The organism is Agriterribacter humi (assembly GCF_009192765.1).
Classification (GTDB): domain Bacteria; phylum Bacteroidota; class Bacteroidia; order Chitinophagales; family Chitinophagaceae; genus Agriterribacter; species Agriterribacter humi.
In genome coordinates this window covers 1-23,630 of record NZ_VOHQ01000006.1, presented here as the reverse complement: position 1 = coordinate 23,630, position 23,630 = coordinate 1, and the positions used below count along the sequence as shown (strand labels likewise).

The 23,630-nt window shown below is 43.3% G+C and carries 19 protein-coding genes; 9 read left to right on the top strand and 10 right to left on the bottom strand.

The annotated features are described in order from the left end of the window. The first annotated feature begins 65 nt into the window (after positions 1-65). Genes FRX45_RS11720 through FRX45_RS11710 form a run of 3 tightly spaced genes read left to right on the top strand, consistent with a single transcriptional unit; the run spans position 66 to position 3,570 of the window. Positions 66-1,781 carry a S8/S53 family peptidase gene (locus FRX45_RS11720; protein ID WP_152268621.1) on the top strand — a complete coding sequence of 572 codons (1,716 nt, stop codon included), beginning with the start codon at positions 66-68 and terminating at the stop codon, positions 1,779-1,781. 30 nt (positions 1,782-1,811) lie between these two features. Further along, positions 1,812-3,317, top strand: coding sequence for a C25 family cysteine peptidase (locus FRX45_RS11715; protein WP_152268620.1), 1,506 nt, complete (start codon positions 1,812-1,814; stop codon positions 3,315-3,317). Next, positions 3,304-3,570 carry a hypothetical protein gene (locus tag FRX45_RS11710; RefSeq protein WP_193311674.1) on the top strand — a complete coding sequence of 89 codons (267 nt, stop codon included), beginning with the start codon at positions 3,304-3,306 and terminating at the stop codon, positions 3,568-3,570. The genes FRX45_RS11715 and FRX45_RS11710 overlap by 14 nt, the downstream gene beginning before the upstream one ends. A 112-nt stretch (positions 3,571-3,682) precedes the next feature. Here FRX45_RS11710 and fmt read toward each other — a convergent pair whose 3' ends face one another. After that, positions 3,683-4,654 (bottom strand): methionyl-tRNA formyltransferase, encoded by a 972-nt coding sequence (gene fmt, locus FRX45_RS11705; RefSeq protein WP_226805296.1) that lies wholly within the window; start codon positions 4,652-4,654, stop codon positions 3,683-3,685. Positions 4,655-4,836: 182 nt separating this feature from the next. After that, positions 4,837-6,165, bottom strand: coding sequence for an exo-beta-N-acetylmuramidase NamZ family protein (locus FRX45_RS11700; RefSeq protein WP_152268618.1), 1,329 nt, complete (start codon positions 6,163-6,165; stop codon positions 4,837-4,839). A gap of 128 nt (positions 6,166-6,293) precedes the next feature. On the opposite strand from FRX45_RS11700, the gene FRX45_RS11695 reads away from it, so the two are divergent. Then, a complete protein-coding gene (locus FRX45_RS11695; RefSeq protein ID WP_152268617.1) occupies positions 6,294-6,722 on the top strand; it encodes an FKBP-type peptidyl-prolyl cis-trans isomerase in 429 nt (142 codons plus the stop codon). Positions 6,723-6,884: 162 nt separating this feature from the next. On the opposite strand, the gene FRX45_RS11690 is transcribed toward FRX45_RS11695, so the two are convergent. Then, positions 6,885-7,319, bottom strand: a complete 435-nt coding sequence (locus FRX45_RS11690) for an acyl-CoA thioesterase (protein WP_152268616.1) — start codon at positions 7,317-7,319, stop codon at positions 6,885-6,887. A gap of 97 nt (positions 7,320-7,416) precedes the next feature. After that, positions 7,417-9,078: an alpha-glucan family phosphorylase gene (glgP, locus tag FRX45_RS11685; RefSeq protein ID WP_152268615.1), complete on the bottom strand. Its 1,662-nt coding sequence runs from the start codon at positions 9,076-9,078 to the stop codon at positions 7,417-7,419. A gap of 344 nt (positions 9,079-9,422) precedes the next feature. Here glgP and FRX45_RS11680 point away from each other — a divergent pair, with 344 nt between their 5' ends. Further along, complete coding sequence (locus tag FRX45_RS11680) at positions 9,423-10,175, top strand: DUF6089 family protein (RefSeq protein WP_152268614.1); 753 nt, start codon at positions 9,423-9,425, stop codon at positions 10,173-10,175. Here the strand turns inward: FRX45_RS11680 and FRX45_RS11675 are convergent. Then, the gene (locus FRX45_RS11675) at positions 10,170-10,574 is read right to left on the bottom strand and encodes a hypothetical protein (RefSeq protein WP_152268613.1); all 405 of its coding nucleotides are present in this window, start codon (positions 10,572-10,574) and stop codon (positions 10,170-10,172) included. The two genes, FRX45_RS11680 and FRX45_RS11675, sit on opposite strands and share 6 nt — an antisense overlap. Before the next feature lie 132 nt (positions 10,575-10,706). Between FRX45_RS11675 and FRX45_RS11670 the strand changes: the two genes are divergently transcribed. Continuing rightward, complete coding sequence (locus tag FRX45_RS11670) at positions 10,707-11,687, top strand: lipoate--protein ligase (RefSeq protein WP_152268612.1); 981 nt, start codon at positions 10,707-10,709, stop codon at positions 11,685-11,687. A 175-nt stretch (positions 11,688-11,862) separates the two neighbouring features. On the opposite strand, the gene FRX45_RS11665 is transcribed toward FRX45_RS11670, so the two are convergent. After that, the gene (locus FRX45_RS11665) at positions 11,863-12,513 is read right to left on the bottom strand and encodes a YdcF family protein (protein ID WP_152268611.1); all 651 of its coding nucleotides are present in this window, start codon (positions 12,511-12,513) and stop codon (positions 11,863-11,865) included. 322 nt (positions 12,514-12,835) lie between these two features. Between FRX45_RS11665 and FRX45_RS11660 the strand changes: the two genes are divergently transcribed. After that, positions 12,836-14,077: an MFS transporter gene (locus FRX45_RS11660; RefSeq protein ID WP_152268610.1), complete on the top strand. Its 1,242-nt coding sequence runs from the start codon at positions 12,836-12,838 to the stop codon at positions 14,075-14,077. 186 nt (positions 14,078-14,263) lie between these two features. Here the strand turns inward: FRX45_RS11660 and FRX45_RS11655 are convergent, their stop codons facing one another. The 4 genes from FRX45_RS11655 to FRX45_RS11640 form a co-directional block, all read right to left on the bottom strand. After that, the gene (locus FRX45_RS11655; RefSeq protein ID WP_152268609.1) at positions 14,264-14,590 is read right to left on the bottom strand and encodes a DUF6686 family protein; all 327 of its coding nucleotides are present in this window, start codon (positions 14,588-14,590) and stop codon (positions 14,264-14,266) included. A gap of 400 nt (positions 14,591-14,990) precedes the next feature. After that, entirely contained in the window at positions 14,991-16,142 is a 1,152-nt protein-coding gene (locus FRX45_RS11650) for a PepSY-associated TM helix domain-containing protein (RefSeq protein WP_152268608.1), read from the bottom strand. 25 nt (positions 16,143-16,167) lie between these two features. After that, positions 16,168-18,528, bottom strand: coding sequence for a TonB-dependent receptor (locus FRX45_RS11645; protein WP_152268607.1), 2,361 nt, complete (start codon positions 18,526-18,528; stop codon positions 16,168-16,170). Between the two features lie 311 nt (positions 18,529-18,839). Then, a complete protein-coding gene (locus FRX45_RS11640) occupies positions 18,840-20,402 on the bottom strand; it encodes a cation:proton antiporter family protein (protein ID WP_152268606.1) in 1,563 nt (520 codons plus the stop codon). 263 nt (positions 20,403-20,665) lie between these two features. On the opposite strand from FRX45_RS11640, the gene FRX45_RS11635 reads away from it, so the two are divergent. Together FRX45_RS11635 and FRX45_RS11630 are read left to right on the top strand one after the other, a co-directional pair. Further along, the gene (locus tag FRX45_RS11635; RefSeq protein WP_152268605.1) at positions 20,666-21,277 is read left to right on the top strand and encodes a peptidylprolyl isomerase; all 612 of its coding nucleotides are present in this window, start codon (positions 20,666-20,668) and stop codon (positions 21,275-21,277) included. Positions 21,278-21,880: 603 nt separating this feature from the next. After that, on the top strand, positions 21,881-23,630 hold a 1,750-nt coding region (locus FRX45_RS11630), incomplete at its 3' end, for a SprB repeat-containing protein (protein ID WP_193311673.1).

Here is a 23,630-nt window from a genome sequence, read left to right as displayed (position 1 = left end):
TTACCAGTTGTAGCCCTTTAACTGTTCCGTTCCCTTCCTGTTTTCTGATAACTTGAATTGATGCTATGAAATGTTACAACCAGCCAGTTGAAATTATTATCCGGCAAAATGCTGAAGCGCCGCAAACTAAAGGCGGTATGCTTCCCAGCAATGAAAAGGAAATACAAAAATGCCTGGAAGCGGCAGGCATTCCTGTGCATTCGGTAAAAAAAGCGGCTGGTGTACGTTCTGCCTCATCCAAATCAAAATACAAAACCACTATTCCTGAAAATACATATACCAAAACAAAAATCAATGATGCCGAAGTAAACCCCTGGGATGTGGCGCATATGGCCCGCACTGCTTTAAACGATCCTCATACATTTGTGGAGCCGGATTTTTTACAGGAGTTTCCCATTAATAGAAAAGTTAGCACCGAACCGGGAAAGACAGATGCCAAATCTTTCGGGAACAGGAATAATGATATCAATTACGATAAAGACTGGCCGCCCCATCAAAATATGATCTGGCACTTAGATGACGCATATTCACAGTTAAAATCAGCAAGGGAAAGCGTGCAGGATAGAGAACCGGTTATACGCGTTGCTCACCTGGATACGGGCTACAGTCGTACCCATTTTACTGTACCGGATAGTGCAAAGGCAAATAAATGGCAACACAATTTCGTTGAAGGGGAACCAGTGGATGACGCACACGACCCGTTAAAAGATGGCTTTTTAAAAATGCCCGGCCATGGCACAGCAACCCTGGGCCTGCTTGCCGGCAATAAAATTAAAGCGCCGGCAAGTAAAGGTGAATTCAATGATTATTTAGGCGGCGCCTGGTTTGCTGAAGTTATTTGCTGCAGAATTGCATCTTCGGTAGTATTATTAAAAACAAGTGCTTTGGCAGAGGCGTTGAACTATATCACCCAACTCACTGCCAGTGGTACACCTGTTCATGTTGTATCATTAAGCATGGGAGGTGCGCCTTCCGCATCGTGGGCAACAGCCGTGAATGCGGCATACAATGCAGGCATTGCTATTGTATCTGCCGCGGGGAATAATTTTAATGGCTTACCCACCAGGCATGTAATATATCCCGCCCGGTTTGGAAGAGTAATTGCAGCCTGTGGCGTTACCTACAATATGGAACCTTATTTTACACTGAAACCGGGTGAAATGCAGGGCTGCTTTGGACCTAAGCGGTATATGAAAAAAGCATTAGCGGCATTTACGCCTAATATGCCGTGGGTAAACACAGCAGCAAATAATATTAGCTTTGACGGAGCCGGCACTTCGTGTGCTGTACCCCAGGTTGCTGCCGCCGCCGCTATTTATTATAAAAAGTATTTTGACCAGTTGAACAAGCTCCAACCGTGGCAACGTGTGGAAGCCGTGCGCCATGCGTTGTACACATCTGCAAAAAAAATAGTAAAGCATGCGCCCCTGCCCTATCATCATTATTTTGGCAATGGCATATTGCAGGCCAATGATGCATTGAAAATTCCGGTAACAACAGGCGCAACAAAAACACCGGAAGATCATGTGCCCTGGTTCCCTGTGCTGAGCACGCTGTTTAAAAATAAAAATCCACAGGCTATACCCGTTATGCAGATGTATAATACAGAACTGGCACAATTGGTTTATACTTACCCCGAACTATCAAAGTTAATTGATGATGAAACCCTCCCTTACGAAAGAGTAGGTATAAGAAAATGGAAACAATTTACCGAAGCAGTGATCTCCCATCCCGGCAGTTCCGCAAGCTTAAAAGGGTTTCTGCAACAGTTATCAATATAATATTATTGTACACCTTTAATACCAACTACCATGTATGCTAAAAAAATTATTGTCTCTGCCAAAAGCACGCTGACATTAAAGTATGGTACCCAATTTTCTAAAATAAAAAAACTGCTTCAAAACCTGAAAACGGCCGATAAAAAAAGGGGCATAGCAACCCGCATTGTATTTATAGATGATGCCACTTCTGCAAAACAGGCTGGTATTAAACCGGTAAAAAATGTAAATGCAAGGGAATGCAAAAGAGCCGTGGATGACCTGTATAAAAAACATATACCGGATTACATTGTGCTGGCAGGTTCGCAGGATATATTTCCATTCCAGGAGATCAATAATCCTGCTGATGCAGATGGAGATTTGATCGTTCCGTCCGATCTTCCCTATGCCTGCGATGCTCCCTACAGCAGGAACGTACAATCCTTTACAGGACCTACCCGTGTGGTAGGCCGCATTCCTGATGTGCCCGGTGAAAATGACATACAATACTTTACAACCATCATCAACAACATCATAAATGCCAAACCCCGGAAGGAGGAATTGTATATGGAGTATTTTGGTGTAAGCGCATGGGTATGGCGTGTATCAACCCAACTGAGCCTGCAGAACATCGTTGGCAATCATAACAATCTCCTGCTAAGCCCGGGTTCAAAAAATAAGTATACCACTGCCCAATTAAAAAAACTTACTCATTTTTACAATTGCCACGGCGCACAAAACGACATGGCTTTTTACGGACAAAAAGGAAGCAATTACCCGATAGCGCTCAGTTCAACACAATTGAACGGCAAGATCAGCGAGGGAACCATTGTAGCAGCAGAGTGTTGCTTCGGCGCCGAATTGGTAAACCCCGACCTGCTTCCTCAACCCGGCGCTTTAAGCATTGCCAATAATTATTTAAAGAACAATGCTATTGCTTTTATGGGCAGCAGCAATATCGCATACGGCCCAGCGGACTCGCAGGGGCTTGCAGATTTGGTAACACAGTATTTTATAAAAAATATTATTGGTGGCGCATCAACAGGAAGGGCATTGCTACAGGCAAGACAACAATTTTTGAGCGAATCAGGGCCCCATCTCGACCCTTATGAATTAAAAACCATCGCCCAGTTTCATTTGCTTGGCGACCCCTCGGTGTTAGCAGTAATTGATGAAAGCGTAAAAAAAGTGGTTTCTAAGAATACAGTACAAAATACAAGAATGAAATTATTCAATAAAGGCACCGATCTAAAAAAGAGTCTTGCACCCAGCCATAAAGAAAAAAACGTAACACCGTCTGCTCATCAAAAAGACATCAATACACTGCTAAAGGAAACAGGTTTTACTGCTTACGACAAAAAGGGGTTGTATAAGGCCACTATAAAAGCCAGCCCGCAGAGCATGGCAGAAAAGAAACTCGCACCCCGCACAGCCAGATTCCGTACTTTCGTTAAAGAAATTTCCACACCAGGGTCAGTAGGTTTTGATAATATTAAAGTACTGGTGGTTAAAGAATCCCAGGACCAGCTACTGGGGTGGAGAATATATGAGCGGAGGTAAAAAAAATACGGGTAAGATAAAGGAGGTACAGCTTTCAGGGAAAGTTGTGATGAAAAAAACTTCTGAGGGTTCCAAATCGGAGCGCAATGCAGTATTGTTACAAACCGAAAACAAATCTTATATTTTAAGGAAATTGGGCGGCAACCCATTCAAGGATGCATCACTTGAAATACTTGCAGGAAAAAGCATAACGGCTACAGGGATATTAGACCGGAATTTATTTTTGGCAAAAGAAATAAAGGAGGATTTGTAGTTTGTAGTTCATAGTTTATATCATTTTCACAGCGGACTGACGCTACATTTGTCGCGTGCCGGCCGCACCGACTTGCATTTCTCCACATTTTCACATTCTCAAATTCCCACATTCAAAATTTGTATCCCCTTAAAAACGCTTCCACCTTCATTCGTTTCTTACCTTCCAACTGCAATTCCTGTATTTCTATATAACCGTCTTTACCCGCATAACGCAAAAATTGCTTACCGTCTGATTCATATGTGCCCGGCGGAATAAGCGGCGCAGTTGTATTTTTTTTTGCGCGGAAGATCTTTAATGTTTTTCCATTTAACAACGTAAATGCAGCCGGAAAAGGGGATAACCCCCGTATTAAGTTATAAATTTCATCCACCGGCTTGTTCCACTCTATCCGGCAGGTTTCGGTAAATATTTTGGGAGCATGTTTAAGGGGCTGGGGGGTGAGTGGTGAGTGGTGAGTGGTGAGTGGTTGTGCAGTTTCTTCAATTGTTCCGTTTATGAGGCCGTCTATGGTTTGCACTAAAAGCCTTGCTCCTGTTTCTTTCATGCGGTCATGTACTTCGCCGGCGGTTTCATCTTCACCAATAGCAAAACGCTCCTGGAGTAAAATATTCCCTGTATCTATTTCGTGCTGCAGCTTAAAAGTTGTTACCCCGGTTTCTTTTTCACCATTGATCACAGCCCAGTTAATGGGGGCTGCGCCACGGTATTGGGGAAGTAATGATCCGTGTACATTTATGGTGCCCATCGGCGGCATATTCCATACCACTTCGGGCAGCATGCGAAAGGCAACCACAATTTGTATATCCGCTTTCAATGATCTCAATGCATCAACAAATAAGGGATCTTTTAGCTTTACAGGCTGAAGAATCCTTAATCCCTGTTCCAAAGCATATTTTTTTACTGCGCTTTCGGTAAGCTTCATGCCCCTGCCGGCAGGCTTGTCGGGAGCGGTTACTACTGCGGCTATAGGGTATCCTGCTTTCACCAATGCATCTAAAGAAGCAACCGCAAATTCGGGTGTACCCATAAATACAATGCGAAGATCTTTTTTATTAGAAGGAACTGTTTGTTGTGCAGGCATGATTGCAAAATTACTAAACCGTTTATGAAGCCATATTATTCATCAATAGCGGGCTATTAATAATTAGATGTAATACTTTGTCAAACGCGGGAAGTGAGGTGGTGAAGGGTGAAATTCACTATTGGCCCCGCCCGGATGACACCAGTAGGACGGGGCAGGCGGGCGGGCTCTCACTTTTCACGCTAAAAATCTTCATACAGCAAATACTTTTTCCTTATTTTTTTGAATGCAGATAATCCGGGTTCCCAGCTTTTGCGGATCTCCGTTTCCGGCACACCGTTTTTAATTTGCTGCCACAATTGATTATTGCCCGCTAATTTATTAAAGAATGACTCTTCCATTTTTCCGGATCTGGGAAGAATAAAAAATTTCTCCTTATCAGGAAAGAACCGGTAAGCTTCTATCAGCCATTTTAATTGCACCTGGTTATTAACTTTCTCCAGCACTTCTTCCATTGTTCCGCTTAAATCCCATCCATAACAAAGCTGTCCGTATAGTTTTGAATTTTGGGCTCCTTCAGTTGGATTGGGTGTAAAAGAAAATAAGTTGTTTGGCAAAGACGGATGTCCGAATACCTGGAAGGGTTTTGCCGTTCCCCTGCCCTCGCTTAAAACGGTTCCTTCAAAAAAACAGGTAGAGGGATAAAGATATACAGATTGAATATCGGGCAAGTTGGGAGATGGGCGTACGGGCAGTACATATTTACTATCATGCGTGTAGTTGCCGCATTTTATAATGGTAAGACTGAATTTTGATAAAGCAATATTATCCCCTGTTTTTGGATCAATGTAAACAGCAGGCTGAACCTTTGTTTTTACGGAGAGCATATTTTCTTTCAGCAACATGCAGGCGTATTCTCCAATCGTCATACCATATACTACAGGTATGGGCTGCATACCAACAAAGGATTTGTATTGCGTATCCAGCACAGGTCCGTCTACATAAAAGCCATTGGGATTTGGCCTGTCAAGAATGATCAGTGGTTTATTTAACGCTATGGCAGCTTCAATAAATTCCTGTAGTGATGAAATGTAGGTATAAAACCTAACGCCCACATCCTGTATGTCAAAAATCAAAACATCCACATCTTTTACATCTTCAGCAGCAGGCTTTCTTTTGCTTCCATATAAAGAAACAACCTGTACCCCCGTTTGTGCATCGGTATAATTACCCACTTTTTCACCAGCATCGGCAGTGCCGCGAAAGCCGTGTTCGGGAGAGAATATTTTTTTTATGTTAATACCGCTGTTTTTGAGGGTATCAACAAGATGTGCCTGATCAACAAGTGAAGTTTGATTGGCAAATACGGCCACCGATTTCCCTTTCAGCAAATGAATGTATTTATCTAATCGTTGCGCACCGGTAATAATATTATCATTTTTATTGATGTTGTTTGCAACAGAAACATCATTTGTTTCAGCACCATTATTATATGTAGCTGAAGTACAGTAACATGAAGCACCTGTTGCAAAAAAGGTTACCAGTGCTATTATGGAATGATGAGCCGTCATAACAATTTTTTAAGATTGATATATATACATTTGCCGGAATAATCCGGCGCTCAAATATCCTTAAACTTTTGTAGAAAGAGCAGGATCATTTACCTTTCCTGATTTTAAATACTCAAAATTTACATTTTATGCAACAGGCAAAAAAAGGAGATGTGGTACGTGTGCACTATACAGGACGCTTAACCGACGGTAACCAGTTTGATTCTTCTGCTGGCCGTGAACCATTGGAATTTACTTTGGGAGCAGGGCAAATGATCAAAGGTTTTGATACAGGAGTTGAAGGAATGGTTGTTGGAGAAAAAAAACTAATTAACGTTGCACCCGAAGACGGATATGGCTTAAGAAATGAAGAAGCTATTATTGAGTTTCCAATTGAGCATGTTCCCGCCGATATGAAATTAGAACCAGGTATGCAGCTTACACTTCAAAATCAGGAGGGGCAACCCGTTCCTGTGGTGGTTACCGAAGTACAGGAAAAGGCTGTTATATTAGATGCCAATCATTTTTTGGCAGGTAAGGACATTGTATTTGATGTGGAGCTGGTGGAAATTGTATAATGAATAAAATTGTAATGCGGGAAGTGAAACGAGTATTGTGTCAATGTGAAAGGTGAGAAGTGAAACGTGAGAAGTGAAATTCTTCTTTCACCTTTTCTTCTCACTTTTCCCGATAACATACAGATATACTTTGCCTGACTTAACATTTTTTTTACTTCCCGTTTATTGCCATTCAAAGTTTTCAGAACGCGGTATCTTATTAAATACTTCAGCAAACAATGGAGGTGGCGTAGCCAGGCGGCGTCTTTGTGTATTCATCCAGGCGCCGTCTACGGTAATTACAGCAGCCAGTGTGTCGCCATTTGTATAAATATGATGCTGCATGGTCCATCTTGAACCATCCTTCCTGGCTTTGAGCATCACAAAATCTATTTCAACCCGGTCGCCAAATTTTACCTCCCTTTTAAACACGCATTCCTCCCTGAAAAGTATAGGCCCGAGACTATGCTCCTGCATTACCACAGGTGTTAATCCGTGTTCGGTTAAAAAGCACATGCGTACATAAGCCCCAAAATCGTAATACCTGGAGTGGAGCATATGAAAATTGGGATCAAGATCTGCCCATCTTACTTCAGGGTTTTTTTTATACGCCTCCATGTCTTATATAAGATTTAAATGCGTGTAAATGATTTAAATGACAGACAAACCCAATACCTGCTAAACAACAAATAATATACAACGCATGGCAATACAATCAGGCATTATAGAGTAACCTGTAATATTCATCGGCCATTCTTCCGGAATCAAATCTGAAACGGGTGTCATCCATGCCGTTCTTCATAACCTGCCGCCACAGATCGGGATGATCATAATACAGGGGAAGAATTTCCTTCTCTAATATTTCGTATATTTTTTCAAGATCGTAGGCATCCTGTTCCTGTACCGTCATACGCGCATAATCTGCTTTGGGCACTACAAAGCCATTGTGTCCGTGCTGAACAAATTCGGGAATCCAGCCATCATCTGTTGAAAAATTCACGGCTCCATTCATAGCGGCCGTCATGCCACTGGTGCCCGATGCTTCACGGGGCACACGTGGATTATTCAACCACAGATCTGCGGCCTGTTTTAACCTTTTACTCAGTGTTAGTTCATAGCCTATACATACGGCCACATTTTTATATGCCTTGCTGAGGTTAACAAGGTAATTAAAATCACTGATGGCAGGATAATCCACCGGGTAAGGTTTTCCCGCCCAAATAATCTGCACAGGATATTTGGTACTGCTAAGCAGCGCCTCAAAGCGATGCTTGTCGCGGGTAATTAGTTCAGCCCTTTTATATCCTGCAAAACGTCTTGCCCAAACAATGGTAAACACATTCGGATCAAACAGCTTACCACTTTGATCGGCTACGGTATCAAAAGCTCTTTTCTTCAAAAACCATTTACGGTCAATAAAATTATCTTCGTTATTTTCTTCAGCCGCATAGTACAATTGCTTATCGGCCCAGTACCGCCAGTTTTGTGAATTGGTGATATGAATAATAGGGCAAATGCCAGGGTACTTGCTCCACATGGCCCTGCTTACATGGCCGTGCAGTTCACTAACGCCGTTGGATAAACGGGCGAACCGCAGTGCAGCGAGCGAATGATTAAACTGATCGTCTGTTATACCCGTAAGCTTACGCACTTCATCAAGCGGTATACCGCAGAAGTAGCTCATTTTTTCGCAAAGATGAATTTCATGCTTCTCATTTCCTGCTTCCTCGGGGGTATGCGTGGTAAATACCAGCCGTTTTTTTACATCTTCCTTATTTCCAAATTTTTTATACAGGTAAAACGCCGCAGAAAGTCCGTGTGCTTCATTCAAATGATATACTTCGGGATTGAAGCCCAGCTCATCCATGAGTTTGGCCCCGCCTACCCCAAGCAGTATAAATTGCGCCACTTTGGTCGCTACATTGGCGTCGTATAAGCGGTGGGTAATGGTTTGTGAAATGTAATCGTTCTCCGGCAGATCAGTGCTCAATAAAAACAAAGGTGCACTCTTAAAGGTTTCGGGGTTCAGATAATAGGCCTTAACCCAAACCGGGTGATCGTGTATATTGATCTGGAATTTTATGTTATGGTCTTCTAAGAAATTGTATATTTTTTCATTCCACTGCACCTGCAGCGTTTGATCCTGGTTGCGCGACTGATCGTAATACCCGTATTTCCATAAAATACCTACGCCTGCAAGATTTTGTTTTAATTCATATGCGCTCCGCATGTGTGAGCCAGCCAAAAAGCCGAGACCGCCACTGTAAATCTTAAGCGGCTGGTGAATGGCAAATTCCATCGAAAAATAAGCAACCCGTTTGGTGTACCTTTCATCTATAGCAGCATAGGGTACTTTGAAATTGGTAAATGAAGTCATAATGTGCACCTTTCCTTAAAAATTCGCCGCAATATAACTGGATTTTTTTAAAAGAAGGCTATTTATCAATATTACTGTTCCTTCAGTCATGAATTTTGATCTTTCTCATTAAGGCATTTTCATGCCTTGCTGGCAAATAAAATACTGAAATATTTAACAGCCTGTGAATACTTATGGCATTGTTTTATATGCTTGTATTATTTAATTTGGCAGTACAGTTTATTCTTTCGCTTAGTTTACTCTTTCCATTACTTACTGCCTGATCATTTTTTTATTCAACTTAATCAATGCTATATAAATAGAATTCTACACGGTATCATTTTTTACTTAAACCAAACCTACCGATGAGTTCTATTGCTAAAAGAATTGCATGGTTTATGCCATTTGTAACCTGCAGCCAATTAATATATGCACAAATTTATACGCACCGCTATGAGGCGGGTGTTAGTGTGGGCACTTTTGTTTACCAGGGCGATCTTACACCTTCTGATTTAGGGTCGTATCAAACGATTGCTCCCAATATTAGTTTTTTTGCTGGCAGGATATTAAACAGGTCTTTTGCTGTGCGCGCCAATTTTACTTTTGGCAAATTAAAAGGCAACGATGCAGTGTACGAAAAACCTGAATACAGGAGACAAAGAAACTTTAAGTTCTCTACACCTGTAACAGAGTTCTCGGGTATGCTGGTGTGGAATATACTGGCAAAAAACGGACTAGAGCAACCCAGGGGATTATCACCTTATGTATTTGCGGGAGCGGGATTATCGTTGTTGCATATCGGCCGCAACTGGAGTAATTATAATGCCGCTTATTTTAACAGCGAATCGGTTTCGGACGGTTTGATATCCGATATTGCACATCGAACACCACGCACTGCAGTGGTATTGCCTGCAGGCATCGGGCTAAAATATGCTTTAACTAAAAATCTTTCGCTTGCGGCAGAAACCAGCTACCGGTTTATGTTTACCGATTATTTAGATGGATTTAGCCAGGCGGCCAATCCCGGTAAAAAGGATAGCTACCATAGCCATTCTATAGGATTGATTTTTTCGCTTGGGTATAAAGACAGGTATGATTGTCCTGTGGTAACGCTATGATGATTTTTTTGTCTTCTCCACTATTTTCATGTCCGGGAAAAGCGCTGCCAGCAGCATAACCACTGACCCAAGCAAAACAAGGTATAATCCATACTGCCTTTCAGGGCAGGTTGCCATTTCACAACGGGCATATATCAGGAAATTACGTATTGCCCATGCTAAACCCAATGCACAAAAAAACCAGTTCACTCTTTTAGCCCATACCAGCGGGAGCAGGAATAAAACCGAAGCCAGCACACAAAAAATAATATGGAGTTTGCCCGGTTTACCAAAATTGGTTCCGGCAGTGTCCATTCCCGTGAGTATTTTAGATAAAGAAGCAATTTCAATCCAGGGTAAATAACAGGCAATAACCACCAGTATGGCCGCAGCCAGTCCAATCCATTGAGAATATTTCATGTGTGTACCAATTATTAAGCAGAACTGCTAACAGGCTGCAAGTATACTATTTTTATCGGAGGCAAACGGAACCCGTGCGGGCAGTACCTGGTTAAAGGGTATTTATTTGTATAAATTCGCATAAACACTCCCATGCTTTGCATTTATCATCAATCTACTGATCCTTATTTTAATATAGCCACCGATGAATATATTTTTAAACATATAGAAGAGGATTGCTTCATGCTCTGGCGCAATGACAATGCCATTATAGTAGGCAAACATCAAAACACTTTAGCGGAAATTAATTTCGATTATGTAAAAAAATACAATATTCCTGTTGTGAGACGGCTTTCCGGTGGTGGCGCTGTGTACCATGATTTGGGGAATCTTAATTTTTCTTTCACCAAAACAGGCAGGGATTCTACCCTGATGGATTTTGAAAAATATACCCGGCCTATTGTGGAAGTGTTGAGAAGCCTTGGTGCAGATGCCAGGTTTGAAGGCAGGAACGATATCACCATTGACGGTAAAAAAATTTCAGGAAATGCGGAGCATATTTATAAAAATAAAATACTCCATCATGGCACTTTATTGTTTTCATCTGAAATGAAAAATGTAAGTGAGGCATTGCGGATAAACCCTTTAAAATACAGGGACAAAGCAGTAAAATCCATTCCCAAAAGGGTCACCAACATAGCGGAACATCTTACCACACCGTTGAGCATAGAAGCATTCACGCAAAAGATCATGGAGCATATTATTGCAACCAATGAAGATTGTGTGCCCTATACATTTACCGCTGCAGACATTAGCGCTATTGAAAAGATAAGGGATGAAAAATATGCTACCGATGAATGGAATTACGGACAGTCGCCCGACTACAGTTTCAGAAAAGAAGTAAAAACCAATGGCGGTATGCTGGAGATGAACCTGGATGTTGAAAAGGGCATCATTCAAAAAGTAAAGATATTCGGCGATTTTTTTAATGAAAAGGATATTTCCGACATTGAAAAAGCATTAGAAAACCAGGCGCATAACGAACCTGCACTCCGGGAAGTGTTAAAGAACTTTACTATTGATGCCTATTTTAAAGGAATGACGGGGGATGACCTGGTGTCTGCTCTTTTTTAAATATACTTCTTTAACCCTTATCCCGAACGTATACAGTATGTTCTTCCGGGACTCCGTCCCGCAAAATATTAATAACCCCCGCTGTACGAATCTCCGTTCTTCCGCCACTCCGTTCAGCACAGAAAAATACGGCCTGACGCTCCTTTGTCGCGTGCCGACCGCAGCCGGCAGTGTTTTAATCTTTCATCAAATGTTTATCAAACCCTAATGCAACCAGCCTTTCATAAGCATCCCAGATTTCCGCAGGTATCTCCTGGTAAACTTGAAATCCTCTCGCAGGATAGTATTTAATGCGTTGCAGGTCGCCGATCATAATATTGATTACCCGCTCCAATGGTATTTCATCTGTTGCGTATTCATCAAAACCCAGTTGCGGAGAGGTGACCAGTACATTTTTATTGGGCCAATGTTTTTTAAAAGTGGCATACGACCTTCTTTCCATATAAGGTTTCTGCACTACGATAAAATTATTGGGATCTAATCCTTTTTCTTTCAATAACCGGGCTGTAAATAAAATGTTCTCACCTGTATTGGTTGACCTGTTTTCAATGAGTACCGCATCGGCCGGTACGCCCTTTCGCATGGCTATAACTGCAAACTGATCGGCTTCCGTTTCTGTCCACATACCCTGTGTAAAATTTCCCAATCCGCCCGACATAATGACCAGCGGCGCCCATCCTTCTACATACAGTTCAGCAGCTCTGTGTGCCACCCGCAAATCATGACTGCCCAGGGCCAATATACAATCGCACTTTGCAAGTGTATGGTTCATGTGGTGATAATCCCATAACCGGCGGGCAAGGACCAAAGTTTCTTCTGTAATCATACAGGCTTGTATTTTAAACCAATAATAGAATAGTATTCCAACTGCCAAAGATATTGGAGGTGAACATTAAATAAAAACCGGTATAGCCCCTGATATCCAAAAGTTGCTTCTTTATGAAATTCCTGTCCTGCCCTGTCCCGCTCCACTCCCGTTCCAAATACAAACCTGCGGGTATAATGCATAACCCATCCACTGCACCACCCCCCTTAAAAATAATTTGATTTCATATAAATTCAAAAGCGTGTATTTTTTTATTATATTGCCTGAATGTTTGCGTTAATCATTTGAAAAAAAATTCCATAACTCACTAAACCAAATATTAATGAACGAGAACATTAACAAAAGTGCTTTATTTAACGGAAGTTGCTTTGCACTCATCACTACCGCCTTTACCTTCAGCATCAGGGCGGGCATTTTACCACAACTTGGTACTGAATTTAATCTTACTGCCGAACAGCTTGGGTTCATTAACCTTATGTTTTTCATAGGGTTCCCCATTTCAATGATCCTCGGAGGATTGTTCTATCACACGTTCGGCGCAAGAAACATTATGAGAGTAGCTTTTGTTGCGCACACCCTGGGTATCATCTTTACCATTTACTCCGGGGGGTATGCGTTGCTGCTCATTTCGACGCTTTTCATCGGCTTTGGAAACGGTTGTACGGAAGCAGCATGTAACCCAATGATTGCCGATATGTATTCGGGCAATAAAATGAGTAAGATGCTCAACAGGTTTCATATGTGGTTCCCTGGCGGTATTGTTCTCGGAAGTCTTATTTCCAAATTTATGACCGATGCCAATTTGGGCTGGCAGGCACAGATGTGGATTACTATGGTTCCTACCATTATTTACGCCATTCTTTTTTACGGAAAAACCTTTCCCAAATCAAAAGTGGAAGGCGCTACCCATCTTGGTAAAAACTTTAGGGCGATGGTTACACCAACCTTTATTTTCCTGTTTGTATGTATGTCGCTTACGGCTATTTCCGAATTCGGTCCGCAACAATGGGTAGGATTGATTATGAGTAAAAGCGGGGCAAGCCCAATGCTGATTCTGGCCTTAGTTACGGGGTTGATGGCTGTTGGAAGATTCTTTGGAGGTCCGGTTACGCATGCTTTAGGCCAAACAGGTGTTTTGCTGGGGGGAGCTATCTTCGCAGCAATCGGAATATATATGTTCAGTACTGTTACCGGCTCTATGGCTTATGTAGCGGCTATATTCTTTGCGATAGGCGTTTGTTTTTTCTGGCCAACAATGGTAGGAGCAGTTGCACAGCGTGTTCCACTAAGCGGCGCACTGGGCATGTCAATAATCGGTGGCGTAGGTATGTTTTCCACCGCAATATGGCAACCCATCATCGGTAACTGGATTGATCAGGATAAAGCTGCTGTTGCAACAACCGGCTTAACCGGCGACCAACTGGAGCTGGTTGCAGGGCAGGCAACGCTGGCCAAAATGGTTGCCTTCCCGGCTATACTGATTGTACTGTTCATTATATTTTTCTTCTGGCAAAAAAAGGTAAGTCCCAATAGCGCTGCCGTGGCAGCAGCGGCTGCGCATTAGGGATAGTGAGTGGTGAGTAGTCAGTAGTGAGTAGTAGCTTTCACTAAAAAAATAGTAATAGTATATAAGTGGTTGTCTTTACAATAAAGACAACCACTTTTTTATGTGATGGAACAAAATATGTACCGATGATTAAAGCAAGCCGGAATGGCTTAAGAGGCCCTGGTGTTGTAAGCACGCTGTGATTCAAGAGCTAAACAGGCTCATAAGGGCAAGCGCTTTGTCCTCATTATCGGCTTCTTCCAGTATTTGATATAACCGGGAATCTTCATTTTTGGTAAGTAAAATAAATACGCCCTGTGCCGGCGTTTGCAGGATGATGCTTTTACTGTATTCGGTAAGGGAATAACCGGGTTCATTGCATTTATATTTTACCAGCTCACAAAACGATTGAAATTCGCTTTGCGAAAGTGTTAGCATAAAACTGGCAAAAGCAATCTGGTAATGCCCGCAATTTTTGCAACGCACCACATAGCCATCTTCACCATTATATAGATATTGGAATCCGCACATCCGGTAAATAATTTTGCAGCAATAATAGATTCCTCAAAAAGAGAAATGTGCTTCAATCAGGAAAATGATTTTCGAAATAAGGAAACTAACGCCGGGTAATTGTATTGATATTCAGCCCGGCAATTGAATCATTACCGCTTACATAGGCTGTCCCGGATTTCTTCAATATAGCTCCCTTCTATCCTGAAGGGATACAAGGTTTATAAAAAATTATAGAGAAAGTCTTCGACCCCGAAGGGGTCGTACCATTTCGGTGTGAACGGGCTATAGCCTGCAGTCCTTTCAGGTCGTATAACAATACTATGCCCTATACCTTTCAGCATTGTTAAGCCAGGCTATACCATGTTATTTTTCAAAGTGCTTAAATGCGCTTCTTACTCACCTTGCATCTCCCTTTTAATTAAGCCACAGAAGCCGCCACTGATGTTTTTTGTTTTGCAAAAACAGCCTTCTTTTTCTTCTTCCGTCCCAGCCAGATATAAAAGCCCGTTACGGGCAAACTGGCAGCAATGAGGCTCGCAAAAAAAGCCAGTATCTTTCCCGGAAGACCCAATATAGCGCCTACATGCATATCGTAATTCATGCGCACTATTTTATCCGCCAGCGCCGCATCTTCAAATTTTCCGGCATAGCTGCCGGTAGCCGGTAGCTCTTTGCCGGTATATTGATCGTAATGATAATAATCGGAATTGTAATAGGTGCCGGGTTTATGATTGATTGCTATTTCAACCGGGTCGGTTGGAATGCCGGCGAAATACACACCAATGCTTTCATTTTCTTTTAACCCTGCGCGGTGTTCCTGCCATAAATGATCGGCCATATTGGCAAACGATGCCGTTTTTGTGGTATCTGAAACCGGGTGGGTATGTTCAACCATTGTTTCACCGCCGCTTGTAATCCAGTATAAGGATCTGGCGAACCATTGAAAACCGAATACCAACCCTGTAATTGCCAGGAAGATGGCTATCCAGGTCATGTAAAAACCCAGCACATTATGCAGATCGTAATTTTTACGCCGCCATCCTGCACTCCATTTAATGGTGAATCTTTGCTTTTTTGCCGCTTTGTTCTTTGGCCACCAAAGGATCAAACCACTGATCATCATCACCAAAAAAACAAGTGTGGCAGATGCTGCAATAGGCTGCCCGATATCATTTGGCAACCACAAATAATAATGACCATCCAAGACAATACGGAAGAAATCCTTATTCATGTTTTTATGCTTCAGCACTTCCCCACTGTACGGATTCATGAAAAGAAGTTCGTACTCTTTTTCATCATAATAGGCCGCAACGGCTGCTTTGTCTTTACCCGGGTACTCAATGCCCAGCGCTTTTTTTGATGCTAAGTATTTTTCCGCAATGGCTTTCAATTCCGATGGTGGTAAAACAGCTCTGTTCTCCACCTTTACGTTCCGGAATGATTCGGTCAGGCTCCTGATCTCCAGTTCAAATGCCAGTATACAACCGGTAATACCCAGTATCAAAACCACCAGCCCGGAGCTGAGCCCGAGCCAGAGGTGAATTTTTCCTGTGAGTTTCTTAAATGTCATGCCTTACTACAATAGCATTGTGGAATTAAAATCTATACGATACGCTAAACCGCATGTTCGTTCCCGGCTCTGCCTGCCAGTAATAATAATCCTCGTACGGCGCACCAGAATATAAATATTTGTTCAGAATATTATTCACCACCAGGTTAAAGCCTATCTTTTCTTTTTGGTAAGAAAGGCTTCCGTCTAAGCGAAAGTAATCGGGCAGGCTGTTTTTCGAATTATCAAAAACATACCAGGGAGAACGCTTTACCTGGTACTGGTAGCCCACTGAAATACCAAAGCCGGTTAATGCTCCCCTGTCCATCCTGTAGTTCAGCCAAGCGTTCTGGATATGACGGCTGGAGCCGGCAACCTGTGTGCCGATAACTTCTTTATCGCTGTCTTTGGTCACTTTGGCATCCGTGTACGCATAGTTAATGATCACATCAAGCCCTCTTACGATCTGTCCTCTTATATCAACCTCCACTCCTTTCGTTTTTTGCTGACCCGATTGACGGGTATAATAACCACCTGCGGGATTTAGGTGATCAAAATCGGTAGTCTGCACATTATTCCGGGTGATCTGGTAAACCGAAACGGCGGAATTCCATTTGCCATTCACCCAGTCTTTTTTTATCCCCGCTTCAATATTTCCGCCTGTAATAGGATCAAAACTTTTTCCCTGCCAGTCGGACCCAAAATTTTCTAAAAAAGATGCATCCTTTACAAAATAAACGGCTGTATTCTTATCTATCGAATAGCTAAGGCCTAAACGCGGCGTAAACCGGCTGCTCTTAAAATCCCCGCTGTACACATCGCCGGTTTTAAGGGTAGTATAGCGGCCGGCTACAGTGAGGCGCAATGCATCGTCAAAAAAGCCCAGTTCATCCTGCACATACAAACCGGTATACCCATCGTAATACCGTACACCTCTTTCCCTGATGTTTTTGGTTCTGTCGAACACCGGCTGGGTGGCATTTCCATATGCAGGAGCGTAAATATTAAATTCACCTCCCAGTGCGCCACCCTGGTTCCAGTCGTGATAATATTCCTTATTGCTCATATCCAGCCCTGCCAGTATTTTGTGCGATACGGCGCCCGTCTGCACTTCACCATTAACAAACATCTGCCCTATTTTACTCGTGCCCAGCACATCCCATATAGACATACCCCGGTACAATATGCTATCATTCTGCGGATCAAAAGCTACCGGCCACTGCGGCCATAATGATGCTCCCTGCTGCTGGTAATTAAAATAGGCAGCCTGCGCGGTAATTTTCCAGTTGTTGCTGAGCTTATGATCAAGGATCACGAGCAAACTTTTATCATTCATTTTAGTAGGTGCCAGATTGGCTTCGGCTGTAGTAAAATCGCGGGGAAGGTCTGCATACCCTTTTTTGGAAAATAAATAGTTGGATCCAATTACATTCACTTCAGAAAACTGGTGTGTATACTCTAAAGTAACAGATGTTTTATCGTCTACTAAATATTTCAGTACGGGCACAACAGAGTAACGGTTATTAAAATCGAACTGCCGGTGCGAGCCTTTTAACTGGCCCATTACATTGATGCGGTATAATAATTTTCCATCTTCCGAAAATTTCCCATCGAGATCAAGGCTGGCTCGATAAAGGTCAAAGCTGCCCATTGATATGCCCACTTCTCCTTTGTTACGGCCGCTGGGCTTTTTGGTTACCACGTTATAAAAGCCGCTGGGATCGCCATTGGCCAACATAAACCCCGCAGGACCTTTTACAAATTCAATTCTTTCCACCATGCTCATGTCTTCCGTTAAAGGGCCCCATGCCGTAGATACATTCATCCCGTTTCTAAAAGCGCCCACATTGCTTCCCCGCATGGTTATCCGCGCGTAATTATCCCAGTGCTCCACCCTGCTGGCGCCGCTCACATTGCGGGTTACCCCTTCCAGCATATCAAATATCTGCTGGTTGCTGATCTGTTTGGCTGTTACTACCTGTATATTCTGCGGCACTTCTAAGATGGGGCTTTGCAGCCGCAGGGAGTTGGAGGTGCGATTGGTTTTAAAGCTGTTCCTGTTGGCTATTACCACCACTTCATTCAGTTCCCTGTTTGATAATGTGAGCTGAAAAGATACGGTTGTGGCTTTCCCGTTCTCAACAGTTACTTCCTGCTCCGCATCTTTATACCCCACAAGGCTTACGGCAAGCGTATAACTGCCGGGCTGAATATTTTTAATTTCAAAATTGCCGCTATTATCAGCAACTGCATTCTTCACCGTATTTTTTAAAAGTATTGTTACACCTTCGGCCGGTTTATCATCTGCTGTCGTAACTTTTCCTTTGATATAGCCGGTTGCAGGCTGCGCGGAAATACCTGTGAGCAGTACTAACACCGCAACCATAAGCATATTAATTTTCTTCATTTTGTTTTACGTTGGTTTGTTTGAGACAAGGCAAAAATATGTGCAGGAAAAAAAAACACACTACTCAATTGGGAAATCGTGTTGCGAAAAGAGGAATTTACAGATCCGGCAATAAAAAGGTAATCGGCCGGCTATGGGAATATGTGGAGTGGGAAGTGAGAAGTGGGGACGTGAAAAGCGAGAAGTGAATGGTGAGAGGAAGAAGTAAACGAGGGGATTTTGTCTATCCTTTGTCTCTCCTCACCTCTTACAAAAAAATACGCAACCTGCCAATGCCGTTTTGTTGTAGAGCCAGATAAGTTTCGAAACATCTATTCCTGGTTTACGGGTAATCTTGACATCACTACTCTTTCTGCCAGTTCAGTGCCGGCCTGCACAAGCGGGTTGAACAGTGTATTAACGCCGGCGGCTTTTAATATCGCGGACTGCGCTTCCGACTCAGTTACCGCACTGACAGCTCCAACAAATCCTCTTTTACGAAGCGTTTCGATGATATTGAGCTTAGCCGTCTCTTCGCGTATAGCAACCACTACACCCTGCAGTTCATCTATATCTAAGTTTTCCCAGAGCGTTGTGCTGCTGGCATCACCGTATAATATTCTTCGTTTTTGGGCGCGGTGCTTTTCCAGCACACCCGGATCGGTATCAAAGCCCACTACTTTTTTGCCACTTTTAGACAGATAGTCGTATGCAGCCGTACCCGTTCTGCCCATTCCCACCACAATGAAATTGGCAATGCCTATAGAACTGGGTTCTGCATCGCTGCGTGCTTTTTTCCTTTCAAAACGTTCTAAAAAATGCTGTAGCCGGTTGTAAATAAAATTAGCCTTTTTGTTAACGGGCGCTCCTACCAGGAAAGATAGGGCCACTGTTGTGGCTATTGTGATAAGCAGCGATTCCGGCAGCAATCCGGCACTAATGGCAACGGCGCCGGTTATGAGTGCAAACTCACTGAAACTCGCCAGGGATGTAGCGGTAAGAAAAGCAGTACGGGCGCGCAGCCGAAAACCGGTCAGGATCGTAAAGAAAACGCCTGCCCTGAACGGCAGGAACAGTACGAGCGCCGAAGCATAAAACAGATCCTGCCAAACCGGGGTTCCTGTAAGCCCTATCTTAAGGAAGAACCCGATAAGAAAGGCCTCACGCAGTCCCCATAATTTTTCCGTCATTTCATCCGATTTTTCTTCTCCCGCATGCAGCACACCAAAACAAAAGGCGCCCAGTTCCGCACTAAGGTGTACGGTATCGAAGAGGTAGGATCCCACCAGTGCCATAAAAATGCCGTACAACATCAGCAACTCCGCGTCTTTAATGGAACGAAGCAGCCATACGGCAACCGGTTTAAGCAAGGGCAGCAACAGCAAGGTCAGCGCCCAGGGTGATGGCGCTTTAAGACCGGTAAAAGCGAGGATGCCGATCAAAATAATATCTTCCATAACGAGGATACCAATCGCTAACCGGCCATGATAGGAATCAAGCTCGCCCTTATCTTCAAGACCCTTGGCGGCAACAACGGTACTGGCTACCCCAAGAAGGATGGCCAGCAGGATGGTTTGCGACATGGAAAACCCTGCTGAAATACCGATCACAAAGAAAAAGCCTGAGAGCACAACAACACTGATCGCAATTTGCAATAATCCCGATACAGCCACTTCCGGCTGAAGAAAATTCTTTAACCTGATCTTTAGTCCAAGTGTAAACAACAGGAATATAACTCCCACATGAGCCAGTTGATCCAAGGCAGGCGAACTGCTATAGTTAAAAGCCGATAGCAGGAATCCACCGGCAAGGTAGCCCAGCAATGGCGGGAGTCCGAATCTTAAAAATATATAGCCAAGAACAAAAGCAACAGTGATAAAGAGGATTTCTTCCATAGCAATTAATTTTCCCGACTTGTAGATTATAAAGATAATGCGCTTAACAATCCGGAGCAGGCAATTTCTGTCATCGCGATCCTGTGAATGCTATGAGCATATTGAAATATTAATGGTAACATTAACAGTTTTCTCCAAAGTCCGGGTCTTACACACCATTGAATGACTGTAAAAAAATAGTATCTTCATCAGGCTGTACCTCGTCGTTTATAAAAACAAAATACCGGCAACTTTTTTAATGGACCCAAACAAAAAATAAAAATATGAAAGCTAGTCTCGCATGGTTATTCCTGCTTTTCTCCACACCCATTTTTGCACAATTAACAGTTAGAGAACAATTTGAAAAGATCGGCACAAAAGAGGAAGCGCAAAAATTCATTGATGCTAATCCGGCGCTCAAACCTACCCTGCTCTACCTCACACTTGGAAAAGATACCACGCTTATTGACAAGCGCCTGCTGAAGCAGAATAAAGGGGATATTTTTTCAGTAGGTTATGTTACGTATAAGGTGTTAGACGGAACAGAAACAACCAACTACCGGGCAAATTATATTTTTCTCGACGGCTTCTCATTATCTCCGGCTGAAGTTGACAGCCTTAAAAAAGTTATCCTGCAAAAACATTCCGAAGGTGTTTCCTTTGAGGATCTTTCTGACCAGTATACTATGGATGGGAATAAAACCCGCGGCGATACCGACTGGTTTTTCGGCGAAATGATGATGCCTAAAGAATTCCAGGACGCTGTGAGCAAGCATAAAAAAGGAGATGTATTTTTTGTAGATGTGCCCGAACGGCAATGGCATTATATCGTAAAAAAAACCTATGACGACCAGGTGAAGAAAGAAATAACTGTATTGCGGGCAAATGGGAGGTAGTGCTTTGTCAAACGTGAAAAAGTCAAACACTTCTTTCACCTTTATCCCCGTCCGAATGGCATTCAGCCGCCCGCCCGGATGACACCAGTCGGATGGGGGTAGGCTCTCACTTTTCATACAAACATAATTTGCTTTACTTAACAGTAGACCCTGGTGATGTTATTGGCCATCAGTATTGCTTTCGCGAACCGGAATTGCCCTTGTTTATTGCCTAAAGTCCCGGCTCTGCTCCGGTTAAGTGTCGTTATCAAAGCTACAAGATCAGCGCAGTACCTGCTACGGGCTTTGAAGATGCTGAACCCAAGCGTCCGACACCTCTTTCATACTTCTCCGCAAGGCACGATTCTCCCGAACAAAAGTATCTGTATTTTTTCCCGGCTTTATCGTTTTAAGGAGCGACTACCTAACGGTGTGGCACAATTGAATTAATGAATAATATTATCCGTAGGTGTATTTTACACCCCGCATAAGCATAAACTCCTAACAGGTAAATAAATCACCGTTGCATCAAAATAAATATGTCCTAATCTTGTTTTAGCCGTTGTTTTTCTTTGAGAAGAAAATTATTTCAGTAAACCATACAATGGTTCAACCCAATCTCTTATGAATAATCCTTACCCTACCCGTTCATTCTACGGGCTGTTCTATGCCTGTATCAGCAAACTATGGTTCAAAAGTAAAATCGCACTCATTTTCCTGTTCGCCATTGTCATGCACAAAGCGTCACTTGCACAAACTACGCTTTCGGCAGGCGATATCGCTGTTGTTCGCATCAACGAAGATGGCACAGACGGCTTTTCATTGGTAAATCATGTTCCGGTCTCCGCCGGCACAAGTAATTACAGGGCTTATGCTATCAACTCAGATGGTACAAGCTATGGTACCACTACTGCGGTGCCGGGAGCATTATTAAGCACAAACCCGGTTATCAGTTTCTCAAATAATAGTGGTTTTAGTGATAATGTTGCATCGGACGGTGAAGGAGGTTCTATTGCTATAAGTGATTTTGATATTAATATACTTCCTATAAACAGTGGTGGATCAAAATTAACGGCCGATCCCATTGAATATCACGATGAAACCCAACCCGGCTGGTCGGGATATCCTGCTATCATTACTTACGGCTCCGTCAATGCACATTATGGCTGGTCTGTCCGTTCCGGCGATGGTGCTGAATTCAATCTCAAAGCCATTGATGCGCATGATTGGGGAAACTGGGAAGGTGGTACCACTTTTGTATTGCAGGCATTCAGGGATGGTATCTCTCTCGGAAGTATAACGTTTAGCGGTAATATAGATGGAACATATGTTCAATTAAGAGAGGAGGATCAGCTTTCTGCGATATTTAAAAATGTGGATGAGGTGCGGATGTATCAACAGGGCGGAATAAGTTCTTATATTACAGTAAACAATATACAGGTTGGTCCTGCATCAGCAAGCCCACCACCAGCCATAACAGCCAATCCTCTCAACCGTACAGTGTGCGCATTGTCCAATACTACTTTTTCGGTAACGGCAACCAATGCTACCGGTTACCAATGGCAGGAAAACACCGGGTCTGGTTTTAGTAACATCTCAAATGGAGGGGCATATTCCGGTGCTACAACAAGTACACTTAGCCTTGCAGGAATTACCGCGGGAATGAGTAGCAACCAATACAGGTGTGTAGCCAGCGGCTCAGGAACTGCAACGTCAAATGCCGGTACACTTACCGTATCAAATATAAGCTCAGCTTTCGGTCAGACGAATATTGCCTGCTATGGAGCGAGTACGGGCAGCGTTACTGTTACCCCTTCGGGCGGGATTTCACCCTATAGTTACAGCTGGTCGCCCAGCGGTGGTACAGCAGCTACAGCCAGCGGGCTTTCGGCAGGTAGCTATACGGTAACCATTACCGATAACATAACCTGCACGGCTACAAAGAACTTTACAATCTCACAACCGGCAGCCGCATTGTCTGCTACCATTTCAGCTACCAATGTGTCTTGTAACGCAGGCAGCAATGGTACGGCGAGCGTTGCCGTAAGCGGAGGGACACCCGCTTATACTTATAGCTGGAGCCCCAGCGGCGGAACCGGCGCAATTGCCAGCGGCCTTGCAGTGGGTACCTACACCTGTACAATTACCGATGCTAATAGTTGCCAGGTTACAAAAAGTGTGACCATTAACCAACCAACAGCACTTTCAGTTACTGCTTCTAAAACAGATGTAAGCTGTTACATGGGCAGCAATGGTACGGCGAGTGTTGCCGTAAGCGGTGGCACAGCACCTTACAGCTATAGCTGGTCGCCCAGCGGTGGTACAGCAGCAACTGCAAGTGGTCTTACTGCCGGCACCTATACAGTAACAATTA